A 21,028-nucleotide genomic window follows, 5' to 3' on the forward strand; every position below is an offset into this window, starting at 1 on the left:
GGTAGAGTCGCCAGAGTGGCTCTGATAGGGAGACTGTGCGTCTGCACTCTGTGAAATGTGCAGACTGCATGGTGCGAGCATGTAAGGGGCAGATCTTTCTGGGCGTGACACGGCCGAGAACCGACGAACATGTTCGCCGATCGGGGAGGCGTGGCTCCTTGATCTGTTTGATGTGCAAGGTGTGCGCATCGGAGCAATGAGACCCGGGCGTGTCGACCACGGACTTCTCTGGCCACACGGGCGAGCGAGCGGATTCGGCCAGCTTCGCCGATACCTTCTACCCCGATCCGGCGTCCTCAACGATGATCGTCAAGGCAGAGTCAGACCTCTCGCCCCACATCCACCGATCAGGAGAGCCAATGCCCACCGATCTCGGTGTACCGGAATTCCCCAGCGCGAGCTTCTGGGGCGTTGTCAATTGCAGGAGCGAGCCTTGGAGGGGTGTCCCCGTCACGCTCAAGCGGCCCTTCAAAGCCGGGGACAAGATCACCTTCAACGTCGTGGTTGCTGCCGGTTACGAACCGGGGCTTCCGGGTGTCCAGACACAGGACGTCATTACCGTCGCTGCGGACACCTCCGAAGCCAGCTACACCATTCCCTGGGAAGGCGTCCTGGACAGCGTTACGAAGGGCATCATCAGGGTCTGGTGTTCCCTTACCCCCGCCCCCAGCGGTACGGAATCGCGATCCCGTCAGGCGGAGGTGAGTTACAACCGCGAGACGCCAGGTGGGATCTGCGCCCCCTGAGCTGTAGCCACAGCGACGACAGCGACACGTAGGTGGCCCCACATGGTGCCTTCTCGTGTGGCTTTGTACGCGAAGAAGGGGTTCTGGCTCAATTTCCGTGAACCACGCCGGCCGGGCTCGCGCCCGCCTCTGGGTAAGCCGCCGACCTGCCGGTTCACCAGGGTCTCAGGCCTCGGATACCGAGGAGCGCTTCGACTTCACGGAAAGTGGACCAGAGCCCGTTCTCGCCTACGTAGCCAGACCCGGCACCCTCAGCCGGTCAGGAGGTGTTGCGGGTGTATCGAGACTGCTCTCGCTGTCAAGGCTCATCCGTACCCTCCGCTCATCCCGGGTGCTGGCTCGTGATCGCCTCACCGTGCTGAGGGAACATGGGGACTGTGATCACAGAGCTGGGATTCGTAGGGCCGGCGCAGAGCGATGACCTGTTCCACTTCACCGGAAGGAACGGGAACCGTCCCCGCGATGTGCCCGAAGAGATACAGCGCATGAAAGCGTCAGAGCGCCTTGACTCGATCATCACGCAGCGGAAGCTGTTGGCGTTCCCGCCGTTCGGCGTCCGGCAGGCGTGCGTGTGTTTCTCGGAGTGCCCGCCGGAACAGCTGGCGTACCTGATTGCCGGAGGCCTGTTCAGTCCGTGGGGCGTGGTGGTCAGCCGCTCTCAGGTGATGGGCTGCGGTGGTGGCTCGGTGTCCTACGTGCCCGACAAGGTGTACGAGAAGTTCGAGAGGGTGGGGCTGGAGCACTGGGCGGTCCGCACCGGGGAGAAGTCCACGTGGCTGCACGAGCGTGAGTGGCGGCTGCCGTCCAAGGGTGTCCGCCTGAACGCGCTTCGAGCGATCCTGATCGGTGACGAGACGTGGCGGCCGTCGCTCGTCGACACGAATGACTGGATCAACGCCGAGAGCGGCGAGCTATGCCTCGGGCCGGGCGAGACCCCGAGTGCTCGGCCACGGCAGCACTACCCTGAGCTGTGGCGGCAGTCGGAGATCTGGGTGTGGGACGCGACGGCGAAGCACATGGTCAAGCACCCGCCCGGCACCCTCGACTGACTGCGCGGCCTCGCAAGTCCGCCGGGTGATCCAAGGGCCCATCGCGGATACCGGACCTGCGCTGCGCACTGGCCGTGAGCGCCGGGGCCAGGTCCGGCAAACCGCCCCGAAGAGGGGACAGACAACAGGGCGATGGCCAGCTTGTTCACATGACGGACTGCGATGGCATCCCGGTGGGCTGCCTCCGGTGCCCAAACGGCGCGCTCTTTCAAGAGCAGGCGACGGGGTGGTGCGGGTCGCCGAATTCGTTGTCGGTGAGCCAGCTGAACCGCGGAGACGGATGTCGGAGCGGTTCTGAGCGCGGCTCGAGGCTGAGCGCGCACAGCGCACCACCGTCGCTGTCGAGACTCATCCATGTTCCCGTCCAGCGTGGGTGCCGGTCGGTGATCGCCTCACCGCATCCGGCGCACAGCACCAGGGGCACGTCGTGCCGGCGCAGCAGGTTCGCGAGCGGGGCGGGTTCCAGCTCGGGGATCGCGTTTTCGCGGTGCCAGTTGTCGAGTGCGATCGAGCTGTTCCAGGCCGCTGTGTCGATGGCCTCCAGCCAGGTGGTGTCCGGTTCGACGGCGTGAAAGGTCCGCCATCCGAACACAGGCATGCCGGTGCCGTGCGGTTCGGGTGCTTCGCGGAACGCTTCGAGGGTCGCTGCGGTGTAGTCGGGACGGAACTTGCGTACCTCTGCCTCGACGACGGGCCGAATTGCCGACTGCAGGACGTCCAGCACGGCCAGAACGTCCTCGCTCATCCGGGTCTGCCCCTCGGGGCCGGCCTGGTGCCAAGCGCAGACCAGCATTCGCTCCAGCGGCCCGGCCACGAAGACGGCCTGCTCGATCGCTTCTCTGCCGTCGCCGCCTCGGGCAACCCGGTGCCGCATCCTCGCCCCGTCTACACTGCCGATCCACTCCACGGTGACGCCGTCCAGGAACGCTTTCACGGCGTCCGCGGGTGTCGCGTACGTGGCATCCAGGTGCAGGACGTCCGAGACGTAGTCCTCAGAGTCCTCCCAGTCCTCGTCCCGGTCGGAGGCCGGAAGCGCACTTGCCGGCTGTCGGGGGGCTCGCTTGGGGGATGTCCGGTTCGTCTTCCGTTTCTTCGGCATAGTCGTTGGGCTTCCTCGGTCTCGATACCGCGTGGATTTCTTTGCCGGCCACTCCGGCCGTGCGGCATGGCGGGCGTTCTGACAGCTCTCCCAGAGGTCCCGGGCTCAGCTGGGTTCGGCGCTGGCCGTCTCGGTGTCTTCGTCGGCCGGGTCGGGTGCCTTGTGGAGGAAGAAGGGGCCGCCGAGGTCGGACAGGAACGTCGGCCGGGTCGTGCGTGCGAGGACCTGCTGCCGGTAGGCGACTCCTGTCCCGTACCGAGCGTGATCCACACCCTGAGGGTTCGTGTCCCACTCCTGCACGTGCTGGAGGACGTCGGCGAGAAGGCAGGTGTCGGGGCCTTCCGTCTCTGCGGTCTGCAGCGCCTTCAGAATGGTCACGCTGGTGGGAAACGCGACCCAGGTGTTGGGCTTGTCCTCAGTGACGCTGGTGGCCAGCCGGACCAGCGTGGCGTCCAGCGGATCGTCTCGCCAGGCCTGCGAACTCCGGGCGGTGCCGCTCGTCAGCCACGTGTGCAGGAGATCGCACTCGCGCGCGTTGAGTCCCACGGCCGAGGTGTTGAGCAGGTGGTGGAAGAAGCGGATCAGAAGGTCTCGGCGCCTTGGTGTCTCGCGGCGGTCGAAGAGGCAGTGCCGGCACAGCCACCCCATCATGGGGAACCCGCCATTGCGGGGCTTCTTCAACGGCCGCATCCGCCCGATCTCGTCACCCGGCTTGATCGGGTCTGCACACAGTCCGCAGGCCTGGGTAGCCAGCGCCTTCTTTACGCACCTGGGGACGGGCAGCTGTCCCACGCCCGTCGGCCGGTCGAACCGGGAGCGCCGAGCCGGCGGGGGCTCTTCCGAGGGCTCCCGGAACCAGGAGTCGAGCACCCGGAGCGCCTCGCGCAGATCGTGCTCGTCCAGGCCTTGGAGCTTGTTCAGACCGATGGCGCGTGCCACCTTCTGCTGCGGGTCGGGCCGCTGCCGGATCGCCTGCCGCATCGCGAGCCCCTTCTCCAGGAGATCGCACAGCCGATCGCGGCGGAGCCTGGCGAGATCGATGCCGAGGAGGAGGTCGATGCTCAGGTCGAAGCTGCCCTGTCCGAACTCAGCGTCGTCGCTGCCGTCGCTCACACGTACCTCCCGGATGCGACCTGGGAGCGCCCACAATGCCCCCTGGCTCGTGGCGCCGGACACTTTCTTCACTCCCCAGGTGGTCGGCTCCGCCTGAACGTGTCACCGCTCATCCGGCGTTGACGGGCGCTAGGCCGTTTCCTTTCGATCACCAGCCGGGCAAGTGGGAGGCTGGGGCGCTGAGAGAGTCCTCCTGCGGCAAGGGGCTGTAGCGTGTCGCGCGGTGTCGGGTCGGCGTAGGGGAGGCTGTGAAGAGTGTTCGAGTTGAAGCTCCCGGTCGAGACACTGGAAGTGAGGGGACCGCTGTTCGCAGCTGGGGTGGTGTGGCTCAGGCTGGGAGGAACTGATTTCCCCGAGTCCGGTTGGCACGACTCTCCTCTCTCGGTCTTCGGCTCGCTCCACACAGCCGTGCAGGAGGTGCTGAAGGGTGAGACTCGGGACGCCTACTTCTTCGATGGCTCGTACTTTGTGAAGATGATCCCGGTGGCTGCTACGTCTGGAAGCCCGCGTCTGGTCCGGATTGCAGGTGTATGTGACAGCGACGAGGCGAATCCTGCTGTGGTTACAGACATCACCGCACCGCTCCGCGGTGTCGTCGAAAGCCTCAACTCTGTGCTCCAGTCCCTGCGTGCATGGGCAGCCGACGAAGGTGATGCAGAGATCCAGGCCATGCTCTTGGCCATGCCGGATCTGCCAGAGCCTGTGGCTCCTGCGCCCATGTCACCGTGCTGACCACAGGAAGATGGCTGCGACATGGAGTCCGGCCAGGTAAATGGTGGCGGTCTTGTCATAGCGTGTGGCGATGCCGCGCCACTGTTTGAGCTTGTTGATGCAGCGCTCAACGGTATTGCGCTGCTTGTAAGCCTCGCGGTCGAAGGCTGGCGGCCGGCCGCCGCGGCTACCCAGTCGCTTTCGGTTGGCCGCCTGGTCGGCAGGCTGCGGGATCACCGCCCGGATTCCGCGTTGCCGCAGATGACGGCGGATCGCCCGGGATGAATAGGCTTTGTCCGCCAGGACCATCGCAGGCGTCGTCCGTGGCCTGCCGACAGGTCGGGGCACCCGGATCCGGTCCATGACCTGCTCGAATGCAGGTGCATCTCCAGCCTGACCCGGCGTAACGACAAACGCCAGGGGTCGGCACCGGCTGTCGGCCGCGAGGTGAATCTTCGTGGTCAGGCCACCGCGGGAGCGTCCAAGGGCATGGTGGTCCGGCTCGCCGGCAGGGGCCCCTTTTGACGGGCCCCTGCCGCGTGCTGATGTGCCCGCACGACCGTGGAGTCGACGGCGACGTTCCATTCCAGGTCGCCTTCCGCATCGGCCTGGGCGAGCAAAGCCGTCAACACCCGCTTCCAGGTGCCGTCGGCGGCCCACACCCGCAGCCGGTTGTGCACCCCCTTCCACGACCCAAAGCGTTCGGGCAGGTCCATCCACGGCGTCCCCGTGCGGTACTTGAACGCGATCGCGTCGATCACCTGCCGGTGATCACGCCATCGCCCACCCCGCCGAGGCGTCCGATCCGGCAGCAACGGCTCAATGCGCGCCCACTGGGCATCGGTCAACGACACACATCAACAACCGATCAGATGATCCTCAGGAAACGGCCTAGTAGTGCTTCGTTAGGTTCTCAGTCTGGTTCTGTTGCGGGGTAGGCGTCGGCCGCAGGTGGTGCAGGTGCCGGTCCAGCACTGCAGCAGGTCCTGGAGGGCGTCGAGGACCTGGTAGAGCGTCAGGCCGGCGTGTGTGCTTTTGGGTCGAGCCGCCGCAGGGTGAGGAAGGCCTGGGCGGCGGTGACGAGGGTGACGTGATGATGCCAGCCACGCCAGGTCCGGCCTTCGAAATGGTCCAGGCCCAGGCCGTGTTTGAGTTCGCGGTAGTCGTGTTCGATGCGCCAGCGCATCTTCGCCCAGCGGACCAGGTCGGCGATGGGTGTGCCGGCGGGCAGGTTGGTCATCCAGTAGCCGGTCGGTTCGTCGGTGTCTTCGGGCTGTTCGACCAGCAGGGTCCGCAGCGGCAGGACACCGTCCCAGCGGCTGCGTCCTCCGGCCTGTTCCTGGGCGGTGCGGCAGGCTTCCTTGCCCGACGGCCTGACCTCGACCACGGCGAAACGGGAGGTCATCCGGCCCTTGCTGCCCTGCCGCCAGGCGACTTGTTGGAACGAGGTGTCCGGGGTGATGAACGAGGCCAGGGGCCGGGCCGGCTCGCGATAGCGGGGCAGCGTGGGCGGTCCCAGACCCCCGTAGGCGGGCTGGAACGGCTCGGCCGCGGCCGGGCGGGCGATCTCCTTGGGGTCGACCGCCATCACATACGACCAGCCGCGTTCCTCCAGCGCGAGCCGGAACGAGACGCTGCGGCCGTAGCCGGCATCGGCCACGATCACCGGCACCGCCAGGCCCTGCCCTGCCAGCCGGTCCACCAGTCCGAGGGCCAGATGAAGCTTGGAGACGTGCCCGATCCCGTCGGGAACCCCTGCTCTCCTTCGCCGTCCCTCGTCGTCCGCCCATTCCTCGGGCAGAAACAACTCCCACTCCAGCGGACACGACGCCGTGTCGGTGGCCGCGTGGACGCTGACCGCGACCTGGCAGTTTGCCCGCTTGCCCAACGTTCCGCAGTACTGTCGGGCCACCCCCACCGAAGCGGTGCCGCACTTGGGGAACGACACATCGTCGATCACCCACACCTCGGGCGCGATCGCCTCGCTCAATCGCTCGGCGATCCGCCGCCGCACCGGCAGCGGATCCCACGGTGACTGGTTCACGAACTGCTGCAGGGCCTGCATGTTTCCGTCCGGCAGCCGCTCGGCCATCGGCTGGATCGACTTCCGCCGCCCGTCCAGCATCAGACCCCGCAGATAACACCCGCCCCACCGCCGCTGATCCCGCCGCGGAAGCGAGGCGAACACATCGGCAACGAACTCCGACAACTCACCCCGGAGCCGTTCCACCTCCCCCAGCCTCATGACCGGAAGATGCCCACCACCAGCCGAGATCACCCGACGTAACGAAGCACTACTAGGCGCCCCTCCGCCGTACTCCCCGAAAGGGCTCTCCTGCGGGCTGCGTCATGGCGCTGAGAGGCCCGTACCTCGGCGGAGGGACGCGATTGGGCTGATCCAGTGACGGGTTGGGATGTGTCGCTGCAGCCGGGTGGAGGGTGAGATCCGGCAAGCAGCCCAGGTGCGGCGGTGGGGAGCGTTCGTGGCGTACGAAGTGATCAGGATGGAGTTCCAGACGGAGCTCCATGCGCGCTGGTCGGTGTTCTTCGACCATCTGCAGGTGCCATGGGCGTACGAGCCGGTGACGTTCCACGACGACGAGGGATCACCGTGCACGCCGGCGTTCTGGCTGCCCGAGCAGCGGATCTGGTTCGCGGCCGAGGTGGAAGCCCCGGTGTGGTGGGACCGGTTCGCGATGGCGGCCGAAGGGCAGGACGAGTGGCTGGACAGGGGTGGCGAGGAGCCCGACTGGTGCCCGCCGGTGGAAGTTCCGAAGAAGTGGCGCGGCACGACGCTGCTGGCCGAGGGGCCCTTTTTCCCGACGACGTGCCGGGCGTCGACTCGTGGGGGCGCCTGACCCCGTGGGACGGGCCCTGGCGGTTGTACGAGAAGAACGGGATGAGCGCCTACGGCGACTCGCTCTACCAGTGGACGATGTGCCCTCAATGCGGTCTTGTCGGTGCCGAGTTCTGCGGGTACGCCGAGCGTCTGAGCTGCGACTGCCTCGACGACCACGAGCACCGCAAGGTGGCCAACGGCAGCGACGAGCGTCTGCTGGCCGCCTACCAGGCCGCGCAGTCCGAGACATGGCAGCACGAGGCCCTGGCCGGCACCTGCTCGACCGTGCTGTGGCCGACCGTGCGCGAGGCCCTGATCCGGCAACCCGGTGCCGCAGCGGCCACGGAGAACTGCGTGGGCGCGTGCTGGCCGGTCGCGCAGCAGCTGTGCCGGGACCAGCGGCATCCGTTCGCCCCCGAGGAGAGCAAGGCCTTCGGCACGCTGTGCTCAGCCTGCCCGGGATTCGTCTGCGGACGGTGCGGCGAACAGCCGGCGGCCTCGGCCGATGCCCCGTGCCGGACCTGCGAACCGCTCGTCCTGCTCACCGAGGGCCAGGCCAGGCAACGGCTCAACGTGATGGTGACGAAGCTGTCCACCGCAACGCGCACCCACGGGCGCCACGTCAACACGATCATCAACGACTCGAGCGGGGTGAAAACGAGGACAGGGGCCTCACTGACCCAGCTCGGTGCCGCGCTCACCAACGCCGAGCGATGGCTCGATGACCTGTCGTCCATGCCGGCCGACCTCCACTCCTCCTTCGACGAGGATCCCGACACGCTGCACGGGCCCGAGCTCCGGAAACTCCTCGCCACCTACGTGGGGCCGCTGTCGGGCATGTCCGGCGAACCGATCCCCGCCGTCCAGATCCGGCTGAACGACTGGATGGGCGTGTCCAGGCGTGCCGAGGCGACGGACGAACAGCTGCGTGACGCCATCGTCCAGGCCCGGGCCTGGCTGAAGAACCCCGACTCGTACCGCGCCTACACCCATCCCGCGCCGCCGGAGCCCGGCGGCCTGACTGCGCCAATCCACACGAAGAACGCCGCCGTGGACTCCTCCTGCAGCCTGTGCGCCACCCCGGTGCCGGCCGGTGAACTCATCGGCCGGATGCCTCGCCCACGGGAGCCGTACCTGCCCATGGCCTGGCTGTGCACCCACTGCCTGTATCACCGACGGGCCACGCCCCATCTCACCGACGTGTTCCTGCGGATCTTCCACCACACCTTCAGCGGCAGCAACATCACCCCGCTGAACACCGCCGAGGCCACCCTGCTCCTGGAAGCCCTGCTGACCCTTCCCCTCACAAACGACGACGAGCACCTCCAGGAGGCGATCACTGCGCTCCGGCAGGGGATCGACGCCGCGGACCCTACGATGCCGTTGAGCTACTATCCGGCCCGCGCCGCCGTGGCCGCCCTCCACGCCGCGGCGAAACCGCAGGAGACACCGGACAGCGGCACGCCTGTCCTCGCCGCCGTCGCCCAGCACCTGGCCGAGTGGCACCACAACCCCCAGGACATCGACAAGATCTCCTACCGCAACCGCACCCTGTGGCGGCAAGCCGTCCTCGAGGCCACCCCCGCCCCCACCGTTCTGTCCCAGCGCGGCGGTCCCTTCTGGGTATGAGCGGCAGCCGACGCCATCGTCCACGCCGCTCGCGCTCTGCCTCTGACAACAGCCGCCCGCGGGCCTCCGCAAGCCGCGCGCAACGGCCTGATCCATCTCACCCGACCAGTCTGGAGAGCCATCCGATGCCGTACGACGTCACCCGTGACCTCACCGCCGGCCCCCTCCTCCTGCCCGGCGTCGCCGGATCCGTGGGCGCGGTCTACTCCAAGCACCGCACGGACAAGCCAGGCTGGGGCGCGGCCGTCGAGCTCCCCGCCGTACTGGAGATCCTCGCCGCCATCACCGTCGGCCAGATCACTGCAGCTCAGGCACAGACGGCGTTCGCCCCGTTCCTTGCCCGGCTCGAAGAGTTCGACCGGGAGATGGACCGGCGTCAGGCTCACTTCGACTACAGCTGAGCTCCCACCCACGGCCGGGACCGGCAGAGTAATCGGACACCGTAGCGCTCGGTCCAGGCCGGTCCTGACTTCCTGCAACACCGCCCTCAGGAGGAGAGCCCCCGATGCCCGAGAACACCGGGGGAGAGGACGCGAAGAACATCCCCTTCGCGCCGCTCCATGACTACGTACTTGCCCACCCCTGCCCTACCTGCAAGGCCGTCGCTGGTACACCGTGCGACGCGCCTCGCAAGCAGGCCGCTCTCCAGCGCAAGGACAAAACCGTGAGGCTGCTCGGCCACGAGCCGAAAAGCCATGACCCATTGCACCTTCTGCACACGCGCCGTCAGGACGTCGGCGCCCGGCACCGCGACCGGGACATCGGAAATGCCCCTGAGGAGGATCGCGTCGCGGGACGGAGCTACAGCACACTCGGGCAGGGTCCAAACCCGGGCGGCTCTCGGAAGAAGCAGGTGGGTTGGAAGGGCATGGAGCTGTCGACGCGTGCGGCCGCCGTGCTGGGCGGGTCTCCCGGCGCTGTGAAGTGGCCGTACGGACTGACGCCGGCTGCTCGCTCTTCCTACAAGTCACAGGACGCATACGAGGCTGCGGTACAAGGCCGACTGGAGGCGCAGGAGCTGCTGGTCGCCTGGGCCGAGGAGCATGGGCTGCGGCAGAGCTCGACGGGCTGCTGCCCCCGGTGGCTGCAGCGATCCTCCTCCCGTCAGTGCAGGGACGGCGCGTGCACACGCCAGGATCCTCCTGCCCTGGACGCGTACTGGCTGGACCACACGGTGGGCTGGCTGCTCGGCGGCCGTCCGGCCGTCCTCACCTCGGCGCCGTATCACTTCGAGCACCAGGACCAGGAACGTCTTCGGTGGTGGACGACGCAGGATCCTCTGCTGCGCAGTGCCCGAGGGACGGGCTGGTACGGATTCGACACCACGCAGATCGTGGTGTGGCGCGCTGATCTGCTGGAGACGGTCACGCCCCTCGGTCCGGTGCCCCTGACCGAGGCGCCAGCGTGACTTCACCTGCATGCTGGAGAACCCGACACCATCGGGTGGTGGTCAGCTCTGGGCGTCTGCTCATCTGGCAGTTTGAAGCCTCGACATCCGACCGGACGCCCCGACTGCCAGTTACCGTCTGCTCTGTTCCATCTTGCGGTGCTTGGGGACGGAGCAGAAGGGGTTGTTGCAGATCTCGCCGTTCAGTTTGACTGCCCTGCAGTACCGCAGGTGCTGCTCGCAGCGGTCAGCTCCAGGGGCGGGCTCCGATGTACAGATCCGCTGCGGCTTCCTGGAGGCAGACGGCTCCGGGTAGGTACACCGGCCGAGTTCGGCGGCGCGGTCGACTGTGTGCGCCGGGCAGGGTTCCCCTTCTTGCTCGACGGGCTCGACACATAGCACAGGGGTATCGGAAGTCGGTTTGAGTTCCAGAAGCTCCGCGCAGATCGGCTTGCTCAGCCTCTCGAATCTTCCAGCAAGTCGTTCAAGGTCGGAGCTGTAGGCGCGGGCCACACCGGCGAGAGCGTGCAGCATGGAGGACGAAGCCCGTACATGCCAGTCCTGGTAGACGTGCCCGTTGACGTATCCCGGTTCAAGCCGGAGCTTGGCCGCAGCCATAAGAAGCTCCTCGACCGCCCCCTCTAGGGCTGATTCGACGTGATCGTCGGTCCCGCTGGTCATCTGGGTTTCTTTCTGTTCGTCGGTCGTCTTAGCCCTCCACGCGGAACACGCGAAAGAGAGACCCCGCTCTCATCGGTGGTGGGTGTCAGTGCCCCCACCGCGGGCGTGGAGAGATGGGTCCCGTGCGGCTGCGCTACGAGTTCTAGTGAGCCGTTCGCGGAGCTGAGCGATGTCGAGACCGAGGCGGTCAGCGATGTCCGGGAGACGTACGTGGGGGATGCGGGAGGCGAGGCGGACAGCGTCGTCGTCCCACGCGCACTCGAGCGGCCGACCGGAGAGCAGGAGGCCGGCAGCCTGGGCGGCGGCGTCGGCGACGAGGGCGGGCAGGTGGTCACGGCTCGGGATGGGGGGCGGGGACCATGCCGGGGGCGCCGGGGGCTGGTCGGGGATGGTGGGGGAAAGGTCGGGGACGGAGGGCTGGTCGGGGCGTTCGCGGTGCCAGACCCAGGCGTGGTGTGCCGCGATGTGGTTTTTCGTGGTGGTGACGTTTGTGCTGGGGGCGAGCGCGTCGTGCTGTGGCTCGCGCAGGCCGCGCAGGATGGCGAGGTCCCCGGGGTGGGTGCGTAGCCGGTCGGTGAAGGCGTGGGCCAGGGCTGCGATGTGGCGGCACGGCGGCATTCCACAAGTGCAGATGAAGCGGAGCTCGTCGGCTACAGGCAAGAGAGACACGCCGCCGGTGTGGGCGGGGTCAGCGAGGCACTGGGACAGGTCGGTGCTATCGGCGCCGTGATGGTTTGGGCACCGCGGGGACGCAGTGTCGAGGATGGCGGCCTGGTCGGCGGGGATGACGGGCAGGGTGATGGCGGCGCGCAGTTCCGCCCGGCTGTTGCGGCCGGTGATCAGGGCGGTGAGTCGTCCGGGGGCGATCTGGAGGTTTCCGATGCCGCCCGCGTCCATGTCGGCGCGGCCGGTGAGGAAGGTGTCCGGTTGGGTGATCGCGGCGCGTACAGCGGATTCCCAGCCGGCCGTCCAGAGGCTGTCGCGGTTCATCGGCGTGCTCCCAGGGCGATCAGCTCGCAGATCTCGTCGTCGGTGAGCTCGCTGAGTGTGGAGCTGTCGTTGGTGAGGATGGCGTCGGCCAGGGCCCGCTTGTGCCGGAGGAGTTCATCCACCCGGTCCTCCAGGGTGTTCTCGGTGGTGAGCTGGTGAACGGTGACGGTGCGGGTCTGGCCGAGGCGGTGCGCCCGGTCGATGGCCTGGCTCTCCTTGGCCGGGTTCCAGGGCCGGTCGAAGAGGATGACGTGGCTGGCCTGGGTGAGCGTCAGGCCGCTTCCGCCGGCCTTGGCGGTGATGACCATGATCTGGCCGGGCCGGTTCTGGAAGGTGTCGATGAGCCGTTGACGATCGCGGCCGACGGCGATGTCGCCACTGAAGTAGAGCGGGTTGAGGCCGTGGCTCTGGAGGTGATGGACCAGGAGGCGGGCCATCGACCTGTACCGGGTGAAGACCAGGCATGACTCGGCCGGGTCGGACAGAACGGGCAGGAGATCGTCCAGCGCGGCGAGTTTCCCCGAGCGGGCCGCGGCTTGTCCTGGGTCGTAGGACTCGTCAAGCGGCTCGGCGAGGAACTGGCCGGGGGTGTTGCAGATCTTCTGTAGCTGGTCGAAGAGCTTGAACAGCAAGCCTTTGCGCGCGATGCCCTGGGAGGCGCGGATCTCGCGGAGCGTCGCGTCGGCGACACGCTGGTAGAGAGCGGCTTGTTCGGGGGTCAGGGAGACGATCCGGGGGCGGAGGACCTTGGGCGGGAGCTCGGGCAGGACGCCCGGGTCGGTCTTGCGCCGGCGCAGCATGAAGGCCTTGAGGAGGCTGGAGAGGCGTTCGGTGAGCTGGGTGTCGGTGAAGTTGTCCTCGATCGGCTTGCCGAACTGGTCCCGGAAGGTGCGCAGTGCGCCGAACAGCCCCGGGTTGAGCCAGTCCATCAGTGACCAGGCGTCGGTGAGGCTGTTCTCGACGGGCGTCCCGGTCAGGGCGATTCGGATGCCCGAGGGGAGGCGGCGCATCGCGATCGCCGTGGCCGTCTTGTGGTTCTTGATCAGCTGGGCCTCGTCGGAGATGACGAGGTCGAAGGGGTGCGCGGCCAGGATGTCGATGTCGCGGCGGACGGTCTCGTACGTCGTGATCATCAGGGTGCGGTCCGTCACTGCGTCCAGGGTCCGGTCCGGGCCGTGGTAGCGGACGGTCGGCACCTCGGGCGCGAACCGGTGCACCTCGCGTTCCCAGGTGATCACCATGGAGGCGGGGCAGACGACGAGGGTGGGTCCGGTGACCTGTCGCCCGTGATCGCGGCGGTGCAGGTGAAGGGCAAGCGCGGTCAGGGACTTACCCAATCCCATGTCGTCGGCGAGTAGGGCGCCGAAGCCGGCGTCGGTGGTGTTCGCCAGCCACGCCAGGCCGTGCTTCTGGTAGTCGCGCATGGTGGCCGACAGGCCGCTGGGGGAGTCCACGGGGGTTGTGCGGGAGCCGTTGCGCAGGAAGTGGACGAGGTCGGCCAGGTCGCCTTCCGCCGCGCACGGGTAGGTGCGGCCTTCGACACTGATCTGCCCGGTCAGGGAGGCTCGCAGCGCCTGGTCGGCGGAGACGGACGGCATCGTACGGTCGGCCGCGCGTCGGGCGGTCTCCTCGTCGACGAGGACCCACTGGTTGCGGACCTTCGTCAGCGGCACCGCGCTGTGCGCGAGCTGGTCCATCTCGCTGTCGGACAAGTCCTCGTCGGCCAGTGAAATCTGCCAGCGGCCGTCGAGGACGTCGTCCAGGGCAAACCGGGGGCGGGCTGCGGAGGCCGGGCCAGCGGGGCGGCGCTCCAGGACGGCGCGGGTGCGCAGGCGGTCCGTCCACGCATGGTGCCACTCCACGCGAAGCCCAGCCCGTTGCAGTTGCTGGGCGGCCTGCCCCTTCAACAGGACGGCCTCGCCGGCACGCAGGGTGAAGGTGTCCGGGACGGCCCGCTCCAGGAGCCGTGCGGCCGGTGCCCAGTTGGCTGCCACCCGGTGCAGACGCCGTCGTACCAGCTTCACCAGGTGCAAGTCGGAGGCGACCTCGGCGACCGGCCGCCAGGTGCGCTCGTTGGACGTTGGTGCATCCGGCCGACGCAGCCGGAGATCGGCCCAGAGCAGTTCGGTGTCCTGCGGGCTGTTCTTCTGCGGCGCGCGGATCGACAGCTCCAGCTCCAGCACCTCGTCCGTCGTGCCGGCGCGCAGATCATCGCCCCACTGCACGAGCGCGGGAGCGTGCTGCTGCCGGGGCACTGAGCTGGTGAAGGGGCCGTGCCCGAGTACGGTCGAGGTACCCGGTCCGCGGAGCATCCCCTCGGCGACGGCGTCGAGGCAAGCACGAATTGCGACCTGCGGGGTCCACATCTGATGCGGCTTGCTCTCCGTGACCATGCCACAGTTCGCCGGCGGCACCAGGACGCGCGCAAGCTGCCCGGCCTGGCCCTCTTCCTCAGCGGTCAGCGGGCCAGCCCGCCATACGTCCGTCCCATCGTCGGACAGGGCCGGGAAGACCCTCCCCGAGGCCACGACGGCCAGGCCCAGCCGGATCACCTGCCGCCACACCCGGACCGAGAGGGCCTCCTCGCCCGGGTCCTGGGCCTGCGGGATGAGGACGTTCGCCAGCAGCCGCAGCGGAACGTGCCAGCACTCCACCCTCTGCAGCTGGACTGCGGCCCCGAGAGACGGAAGGACGAGACCGGCTGTGCACGACCGGATCGGACGGTGGACTGTCTCCCGCGCCGGCAGCCCGTCAGGGCTGTAGACCAGGAACCGGGCGATCCCTCCCTCGATGTCGATAGTGATCTCCGCGCCCCGGCGCAGCCATGCTGCCAGGGCGGTTTCAGCGGCGTCAGCATCGTCCCGGCGGGCGACTGGTCCCGCGGGGCCGTGCCGTGCGCGGTTGTCGTGGATGTCGGGCACCGGTTCCGCCGGAACGGGCGCGGGCTCCGCGCCGGGAGGTGCGGCCAGCAGTTCCATCATGGCCTTCGCCGCATTGCGCTGGGCCGACCGCTTCGCCGCTCCGGACGCCTCGGCACGCAGTTTCTTCCCGGCGACCTTGCAGGTGACCTCGGCGATGTAGCCGGTCTCCGGGTTCAGGCGGGGCTGGCCGATGACCAGCGAGCTGATCCGCCCCTTCTGCTTGAGCTGGTTCAGCAGCACGAGGGCGTTCATCGCGTTCGCCTCTGGTACGGGTTCCTTCCCGCGCCAGACAGGGAGCGCGGGCGATACCGTCCGCTGCCACTCGGCGAGCAGCAGGGCCGCGGCTTCACGGCGGGCGCCGGACCTCCCCACACTGCGGCCTGTCCCTGACAGCAGCTGCCCGCGGCTGGTACAGGCGGCCACGCACACGAACAAGGGCTCCAGGCCAGTAATGCTCGGCTCCTCCTTGAACGTCAGCTCACCGATCGCTCCCGTCTCCTGCAGAGCAAGGAGCCGCTCCTGCGGTTCCGCGTCCGAAGGCTTCACTGCCGCAGCGGGAGTCTCCCTTTGTCGCGGCATGGGAATCTCGACGGGCAGGCCGGCGAGGTCGGCCAGGACATGCAGAGCGACAGCTCCCCGGGCGTCGCGCTTGCTGCCGCGCCACGGTCCGGTCACGGTGACCCTGTCGTCATCGGAGGTGTACGTGACACGGGACCGGAACGGGCCTGTCGCCCCGCCCGGCTTCTGCTCCTCGGTGAACACCGGATTGGGCTGGTTGCGCATGGAGTGGTAGAGCGTCAGCACGGTCACTGCGGTCCCGGGGTTCTCCCCGGCCGCGTACAGGGCGGCCTTGCGGGCCGGATCCCAGCCGGATGCCGCCGCGTCGAACAGCACGGCCTGGAGATCACGGGGAATGAGCGCGCCTGCGGCGATACGGGTAGCTACTTCCGCCACCACGGCCGGGGCGACAGCCGGCCGTGCGAGGGCGTGCAGCAGTCGTTCTGCGAATGACTGATCTGTGGCTGTCGCACCGGATCCGGCCGAGTAGCGGGCAGCGGGCAGCCAGCCCTTCTCGGCGAAGTCACTCTGCTCCACTAGTTCAAGGCCGGACAGGTGGCCCAGGAGGCTGACCACAGCGCCTTGGAAGGCCGTTTTCTTCACACCACGTGTGACAGCGGCGCCGTGCACCTGTCGATCCTTGTCGTGCCAGCCAGCCTGCACGACGAACACGTCGGGTCCTCCCAGGTGCAGGTCCCGCACTACGAGCGCGGTCGGGGTGCCGCAGTCCTGCGCGTAGGAGTGCAACAGCGACGTGGCGAGCTCAGGCCTCGCCCGCACCACAGTCCACGCTGCTGTCATCGCCTGTTCCGCGATGGGAATCCCCTCGAACTGAAGCAGGAGCAGACGCAGTTCCTTTACACCCAGCTGCCCGTTTCCAGCCCGGACGGCGGCCTCGGCCGCCAGCTCGAAGGTCAGATGCTGGACATCACGCGCCTTCTCCAGCAGCCGAGAGAACACCTGGGGCTCCAGGGCGCTGAGATCCACCCGTGCAGGAGCGGAGGGACGCGGCACCTGTGCCGACCGGGCAGAGGAAGGAATCGACATGACAAACCTTGGAGGAGAACACAGAGCCCATCAGTGCGCCGAGGTACGCAAGGCCGGTAGCAGATGGTTGCAGACCGTGAAGACAGCGAACCCTGAAAAAGGGATATATGGGCACCATGCCACCTGAATGCGTTGACAAACTGTCACGGAGTTGACTTGCGGACCCTCCTTCATGAGGAGCCCCCCGACGCCGGCCTGCCCGACGAGCCCTCTCTCATGACCGACGACGCAGCCGCCTGGCACATCCACAGCTTGCATATCCAGGGCCTCATGGTGATGGACGACGACTGCGTGATGAACCTCGTCGTGGGGGACCCGAGGCGCAGCAAGTGGGTCTTGAACGGCCACATGACGGATTCCGGCACGTAGCTGCCTGCTCGGGCTCGCGCGGCTGCGGACAGCAGGGTGGAGGGTGGCGGTCTCGAGCCTGACGGTTGAGACCACCACCAACCAACCAGGGCCCGTCACCGGTCGGTGGCGGGCCCTGCAGTTTGTCAGGCAAGTACGGCGTGTCCGGCGTCCGTGGCTTCCACGAGGTCAGGGCGCTCGCCGTTCGCCGGGTGCACGATCCGGAGCAACCCTTTTTCGTGCAGCGTGAGCATCTCGCCGTAGAGACCGATCTGCTTCTCCGCCCACGCCTCCCGGCTTGGGTCATCCTCGGACGTGCTCCGCGGGAAGTTCGGCGGGTGGATCGTGTGGAAGAAGCTCGAGGCCGCCACGGGCTCCGGGGACTCGGCGATGAGGCGCAGCAGCTCGCGTGCGTCAGCGTTCAGCGTCATGCCTGCAGCGTAGGCCGCGGCCAGTACTTCCTGGGGCAACAGCGTGGGGGTGGTGGTCTCGGACCTTGTCGGTCGAGACCACCACCCCCGAGCTTCAGCGTGCAGTTGCCGTGCGGGGATCTTCCAGCAGATCCAGCTGGCGGTCATAGACTCCTGCTCCCGCAGGAGCGTGGCACACAAGAAGGGGCATCAGGTGGGGGTATTACTGGTGGGCACCGAGATGTCAGAGGCCTACGCGTCAGCGATGGTCACGGTGATCCCCGTGATTCTGCTGGTAGCGGCCATCGAGACGAGTCGCTTCAGCAGCGTGATCGATGAAGTGAGACTCCAGCGCGCGAACAAGGTTCTCGAAGAAGCGCGTGAAGGACGAGTTTTGTCGCCTGACCTACCCAAGGCAGTAGTTCGCTGGCACCTAGCCTCCTACTGCATCTTCGGGCTGCTGTGGATCTCGCACCTGTGGGCGGAGATGAATCTGATCTTCTGGCTGTCCTACACGGAAAAAGACCCCGACCCCGCCCTCGCGGTCTACGTGAAGTGGACGGCCATCACTGGCTTCTGGCTGGTGATGTTCGGGGCTGCCGCGCAACGCCAGGTAGCGGCCTGGAGTCAGAGGGAAGAGCGAGAGGCTCTCCTTGATGAGGCGCAGGCTCTCATGCGTCGGAAGCGCAGCCGCCTACGGTGAGCGTGCCCTCATCGGCACCGACACCCGAGCTGGGCTGGTGGTTTCAAGCCTAAAAGTCGAGATCGCCACTCCCATAGACATGTGCGTTCAGGGACTGTCAGTCAGGCCTGCTCGAGAGCCGTGTGTACAGCCATGAGGTAAGCCACCCGCGCGCCTTCAGTTTCCTCATGGTTCGAAGTGAGTACCTGGCCTGCGTACTGGCTGGCTGCGGCTGCCACAGACTGGGGGCCTTCGACGTACATCATGCTCTCCGCGCGCATCAGTCTGCTTCGCGTCGCATTCGTTCGATCCAGCTGGCAGCACTGTGCGGCATCGAGGAATTCCACGTAGGCCTGCCGACGGTGGTCGAGCACCCGCGTGCGACGCTGCTCGTCCAACGTGGCCTGTACGGTCGATATGAGCGCCCGGGCCTGGGCCTGCCCGGCGACTTCGGCTGCGACGGCTTGTCGGTGGCCGGCCTTCCACGCGAAGAACCCGGTCACGATGCTGCCCAGGATGGCCGATCCGGCGGCGATCAGGGCGATCCCCCACTCACTCATACGGCGGATCCTGCCACGTGCCCACAACTGATGACATTGTCATCAGTTACCCAGCGTCGGCCCCGTTGTCGGTGGGCTCCGCTACGGTGGATCATGCACGACCCGGCATGCCGCGAACCGCCGTTTCCGCCGCCGCCCGCGCCCACGCCGCGCGAGGGCAGCACCGCCGGACAAGGGCCGAAGCCGGGTCCCGTGCGGCACACCTGATGCACCGTCCTGCCCGGCAGTCTTGCATGTGACGTCCGGTGGGAAGCATGGGATCCCGCTGTGGAGACAACCATGACCAAGACCGGCAGCGACCACCTCAAGCGCCGCGTCCGCGACCTCGCCCGGGCCACCAGCCGCCGCTACCCGACGTCCTGGCCGAGCTGTGCCGCGGCCGCCCTGCGCCGACGCCGTCCCATGCACCGTCGAAGGAGCTCGTCCGCGTCTGCAACGGGCTCGCTCACCCTTTCGGCATCACCCCCTGCGTTCGGCTGGCAGGCCACGAGCGCTCCGATGGCACCCCCTGGTCCTCCTGCGAGGTCGACCCGCACTACCCCGTGCACATCTGGCACGGCTACTTCACGGCCGAGGGCGAGGCCCACCGCGCGCAGCACGACCGGTGGTGGAACTCCCTGACCCCGGAGCAGCGCAAGGGGGAGGAAGCCCGGTACCGGGACGAGATGGCCGCAGACGCCGCGGAGCCCGTCGACCCGGGCTTCTACGCGGACCTGGACGACGAGGACGACTACTGCGGCGACGAGGACGGCGAGTGGTGACCGGGGCGGTGGAAACCGTGAACCTGATGCAGATCGCCCGCCAGGCCGGCGTCGGCCGGGCCGCGGTCGTGAACTGGCGCCGCCGCCACGACGACTTTCCCCAGCCCGCCGTCGGCACACCGTTCATCCTCCTGACGGCCCCCGGGCCCAAGGGCCCTTCCAGGAGCTCCAGCAGCTCTGTAGCGCCTTGAACGAGCTCCGGCGATGATCTTCCGCCGCTTAGGTGTTTCGGGCACGTAGATGCCCTCTCGGGGCTTCTCTGTCCGGGTCGGGCCGATCGGCTCGGGGTAGCTCGTGCGGTCCGGTCAGGATGCAGGCCTGAGCTGGGCTTCGTACCGTCGAAAGCGGCATCCGACAGGACGGACCGCCTGCAGGCCCGCGACCACGCCCCTGGTCGCGGGCCTCATTCATGCGCAGGGTCGTCCCCCGGTGCGGCCAGGTCACGGGCGCCGCTTGTCAGCTGCGGTCCGGCAGCGCCTGGCCTGTGTGGTGGAGGTAGGCGGTGTAGGCGGCCTCGGCGAACCACCAGCTCTCCGGAGTCGCACGAGGGCAAGGCCGCGGCCGGGCCAGTGTGACGGTCCGGTCGTCGTCGCTGAGGAAGACTCCGATGCCGGCGCGGACGAAGCGATGGAGCCAGTCGTCCGTGCGGGGCCGTCGGCGCGCGATACGCACGGCGGCGGCGGTGAACGGCCGGTAGCGGTCGGCGGTGTCGAAAGCGAGCTGACCGAGGGTGGGGGCAGTGAGTTCGGCCAGGGTGACTCGGCACGCCCTGATGGCATGTCGGGTGACGTGCCCGCGGGAGACGGTGCAGATTCCGGCCGGCGCCTGGGAGACGTAGTCACGCTGGGCTGGTGTGAGGGCCGCCAGCGGTACAGGCAGGTCTGTGGGGAGGGTCCCGAGGGTGGCGAGGCCGCCGAAGCCGTAGCCGCTCACGGCCCCGATGCCAGCGGCCTGTCGGCGAGCGTGTTCAGCAGGGTCGATCTCCACGTGCAGGATGGCGCTGGGTAAGCCGCCGTACGCCACGGTCTCCGAGGCGATCGTGTGGGTGAGGGTCACCGGTTTGCCTCCGTCGCGGTTGGCTTGCCCAGAGCCTCCAGCTGGTCTTGGACAACGGCGAGGACCTCGGCCGGCGGCCTCCACAGGCCAAGGGCGCCGCGCGCCGGCACGGGCTGGGGGAGGGGCGTGACATCACGGAGGATCCAGTGCCAGTACCCGGGGAATCCCCAGGTACCGCAACAGCCGTCGGTGGCCTGGTGGCAGGAGTCGAGGACGGCGGCGGCGAGGATGGCACCGCGGATGTCCGGCCAGGCATACCCGTCGAGGTCGGCGGCGGTGATGCCGGAGGCATGGGCCTGCTGCGCGGCGTGGATGAGGACACCGGTGCCCAGGGCGGCCCGGGGGATGGGGCGGCTGCGGTTCTCACAGCGCTTCTCACCATGGGCGATGGCGTCAGCGTAGGGCTGACGTACAGAGAGAGCCCGAAATGTCTCACTCATG

General features: G+C 68.0%; 22 protein-coding genes. 11 read left to right on the forward strand and 11 right to left on the reverse strand.

Annotated elements, in window-relative coordinates:
* Positions 1-209: 209 nt before the first annotated feature.
* Positions 210-746 (forward strand): hypothetical protein, encoded by a 537-nt coding sequence (locus tag SVTN_RS40230; protein ID WP_041134883.1) that lies wholly within the window; start codon positions 210-212, stop codon positions 744-746.
* Positions 747-1,123: 377 nt separating this feature from the next.
* Positions 1,124-1,795, forward strand: a complete 672-nt coding sequence (locus SVTN_RS40235) for a hypothetical protein (RefSeq protein ID WP_159026605.1) — start codon at positions 1,124-1,126, stop codon at positions 1,793-1,795.
* 208 nt (positions 1,796-2,003) lie between these two features.
* On the opposite strand, the gene SVTN_RS40240 is transcribed toward SVTN_RS40235, so the two are convergent.
* Both SVTN_RS40240 and SVTN_RS40245 read right to left on the reverse strand, forming a co-directional pair.
* Positions 2,004-2,894, reverse strand: a complete 891-nt coding sequence (locus SVTN_RS40240; protein WP_041134885.1) for a hypothetical protein — start codon at positions 2,892-2,894, stop codon at positions 2,004-2,006.
* Positions 2,895-2,999: 105 nt separating this feature from the next.
* Complete coding sequence (locus SVTN_RS40245; RefSeq protein ID WP_052499833.1) at positions 3,000-4,007, reverse strand: hypothetical protein; 1,008 nt, start codon at positions 4,005-4,007, stop codon at positions 3,000-3,002.
* A gap of 255 nt (positions 4,008-4,262) precedes the next feature.
* Here SVTN_RS40245 and SVTN_RS40250 point away from each other — a divergent pair, with 255 nt between their 5' ends.
* Positions 4,263-4,739: a hypothetical protein gene (locus SVTN_RS40250; RefSeq protein WP_041134886.1), complete on the forward strand. Its 477-nt coding sequence runs from the start codon at positions 4,263-4,265 to the stop codon at positions 4,737-4,739.
* Here SVTN_RS40250 and SVTN_RS42965 read toward each other — a convergent pair.
* Positions 4,728-5,572 (reverse strand): IS5 family transposase gene (locus SVTN_RS42965; protein ID WP_425429073.1). Its coding sequence is split into 2 segments (ribosomal slippage): positions 4,728-5,231 and positions 5,234-5,572, totalling 843 coding nucleotides; the frame shifts between segments, so codons are not numbered across the junction. The genes SVTN_RS40250 and SVTN_RS42965 overlap by 12 nt on opposite strands.
* Before the next feature lie 161 nt (positions 5,573-5,733).
* Positions 5,734-6,963 carry an IS701 family transposase gene (locus SVTN_RS40260; protein ID WP_078908864.1) on the reverse strand — a complete coding sequence of 410 codons (1,230 nt, stop codon included), beginning with the start codon at positions 6,961-6,963 and terminating at the stop codon, positions 5,734-5,736.
* Positions 6,964-7,201: 238 nt separating this feature from the next.
* Between SVTN_RS40260 and SVTN_RS40265 the strand changes: the two genes are divergently transcribed.
* From SVTN_RS40265 to SVTN_RS40280, 4 genes are all read left to right on the forward strand, one after another.
* A complete protein-coding gene (locus SVTN_RS40265) occupies positions 7,202-7,576 on the forward strand; it encodes a hypothetical protein (protein WP_159026606.1) in 375 nt (124 codons plus the stop codon).
* Positions 7,577-7,617: 41 nt separating this feature from the next.
* Positions 7,618-9,186 (forward strand): hypothetical protein, encoded by a 1,569-nt coding sequence (locus SVTN_RS40270; protein WP_159026607.1) that lies wholly within the window; start codon positions 7,618-7,620, stop codon positions 9,184-9,186.
* A gap of 125 nt (positions 9,187-9,311) precedes the next feature.
* The gene (locus SVTN_RS40275; protein WP_041134891.1) at positions 9,312-9,587 is read left to right on the forward strand and encodes a hypothetical protein; all 276 of its coding nucleotides are present in this window, start codon (positions 9,312-9,314) and stop codon (positions 9,585-9,587) included.
* Positions 9,588-9,691: 104 nt separating this feature from the next.
* Complete coding sequence (locus tag SVTN_RS40280) at positions 9,692-10,594, forward strand: hypothetical protein (RefSeq protein ID WP_041134892.1); 903 nt, start codon at positions 9,692-9,694, stop codon at positions 10,592-10,594.
* A 111-nt stretch (positions 10,595-10,705) separates the two neighbouring features.
* Here SVTN_RS40280 and SVTN_RS40285 read toward each other — a convergent pair whose 3' ends face one another.
* The 3 genes from SVTN_RS40285 to SVTN_RS40295 all read right to left on the reverse strand — a co-directional run bounded on the left by SVTN_RS40285 (position 10,706) and on the right by SVTN_RS40295 (position 16,683).
* Positions 10,706-11,254: a hypothetical protein gene (locus tag SVTN_RS40285; protein WP_052499834.1), complete on the reverse strand. Its 549-nt coding sequence runs from the start codon at positions 11,252-11,254 to the stop codon at positions 10,706-10,708.
* Between the two features lie 69 nt (positions 11,255-11,323).
* Complete coding sequence (locus SVTN_RS40290) at positions 11,324-12,244, reverse strand: hypothetical protein (RefSeq protein ID WP_052499835.1); 921 nt, start codon at positions 12,242-12,244, stop codon at positions 11,324-11,326.
* Positions 12,241-16,683 carry a DEAD/DEAH box helicase gene (locus SVTN_RS40295; RefSeq protein ID WP_245728072.1) on the reverse strand — a complete coding sequence of 1,481 codons (4,443 nt, stop codon included), beginning with the start codon at positions 16,681-16,683 and terminating at the stop codon, positions 12,241-12,243. The genes SVTN_RS40290 and SVTN_RS40295 overlap by 4 nt, the downstream gene beginning before the upstream one ends.
* 303 nt (positions 16,684-16,986) lie before the next feature.
* Here SVTN_RS40295 and SVTN_RS40300 point away from each other — a divergent pair, with 303 nt between their 5' ends.
* Positions 16,987-17,139, forward strand: coding sequence for a hypothetical protein (locus SVTN_RS40300; protein ID WP_159026608.1), 153 nt, complete (start codon positions 16,987-16,989; stop codon positions 17,137-17,139).
* 125 nt (positions 17,140-17,264) lie between these two features.
* Here the strand turns inward: SVTN_RS40300 and SVTN_RS40305 are convergent, their stop codons facing one another.
* A complete protein-coding gene (locus tag SVTN_RS40305) occupies positions 17,265-17,549 on the reverse strand; it encodes a hypothetical protein (RefSeq protein WP_159026609.1) in 285 nt (94 codons plus the stop codon).
* A gap of 169 nt (positions 17,550-17,718) precedes the next feature.
* Here SVTN_RS40305 and SVTN_RS40310 point away from each other — a divergent pair, with 169 nt between their 5' ends.
* The gene (locus SVTN_RS40310) at positions 17,719-18,231 is read left to right on the forward strand and encodes a hypothetical protein (protein WP_159026610.1); all 513 of its coding nucleotides are present in this window, start codon (positions 17,719-17,721) and stop codon (positions 18,229-18,231) included.
* 101 nt (positions 18,232-18,332) lie between these two features.
* Here the strand turns inward: SVTN_RS40310 and SVTN_RS40315 are convergent, their stop codons facing one another.
* Positions 18,333-18,770 carry a hypothetical protein gene (locus tag SVTN_RS40315; protein ID WP_041134896.1) on the reverse strand — a complete coding sequence of 146 codons (438 nt, stop codon included), beginning with the start codon at positions 18,768-18,770 and terminating at the stop codon, positions 18,333-18,335.
* A gap of 542 nt (positions 18,771-19,312) precedes the next feature.
* On the opposite strand from SVTN_RS40315, the gene SVTN_RS40320 reads away from it, so the two are divergent.
* Together SVTN_RS40320 and SVTN_RS40325 are read left to right on the forward strand one after the other, a co-directional pair.
* Positions 19,313-19,531 carry a hypothetical protein gene (locus SVTN_RS40320; protein WP_041134897.1) on the forward strand — a complete coding sequence of 73 codons (219 nt, stop codon included), beginning with the start codon at positions 19,313-19,315 and terminating at the stop codon, positions 19,529-19,531.
* A 17-nt stretch (positions 19,532-19,548) separates the two neighbouring features.
* Entirely contained in the window at positions 19,549-19,722 is a 174-nt protein-coding gene (locus SVTN_RS40325; RefSeq protein WP_159026611.1) for a hypothetical protein, read from the forward strand.
* 265 nt (positions 19,723-19,987) lie between these two features.
* On the opposite strand, the gene SVTN_RS40330 is transcribed toward SVTN_RS40325, so the two are convergent.
* Together SVTN_RS40330 and SVTN_RS41380 are read right to left on the reverse strand one after the other, a co-directional pair.
* Positions 19,988-20,587 (reverse strand): hypothetical protein, encoded by a 600-nt coding sequence (locus tag SVTN_RS40330; protein WP_041134899.1) that lies wholly within the window; start codon positions 20,585-20,587, stop codon positions 19,988-19,990.
* Positions 20,584-21,027, reverse strand: a complete 444-nt coding sequence (locus SVTN_RS41380) for an ASCH domain-containing protein (protein WP_245728074.1) — start codon at positions 21,025-21,027, stop codon at positions 20,584-20,586. Before SVTN_RS41380 ends, SVTN_RS40330 begins: the two co-directional genes overlap by 4 nt.
* Position 21,028: the final 1 nt, after the last annotated feature.

Origin of the sequence: Streptomyces vietnamensis (assembly GCF_000830005.1) — a bacterium.
GTDB classification, from domain to species: Bacteria; Actinomycetota; Actinomycetes; order Streptomycetales; family Streptomycetaceae; genus Streptomyces; species Streptomyces vietnamensis.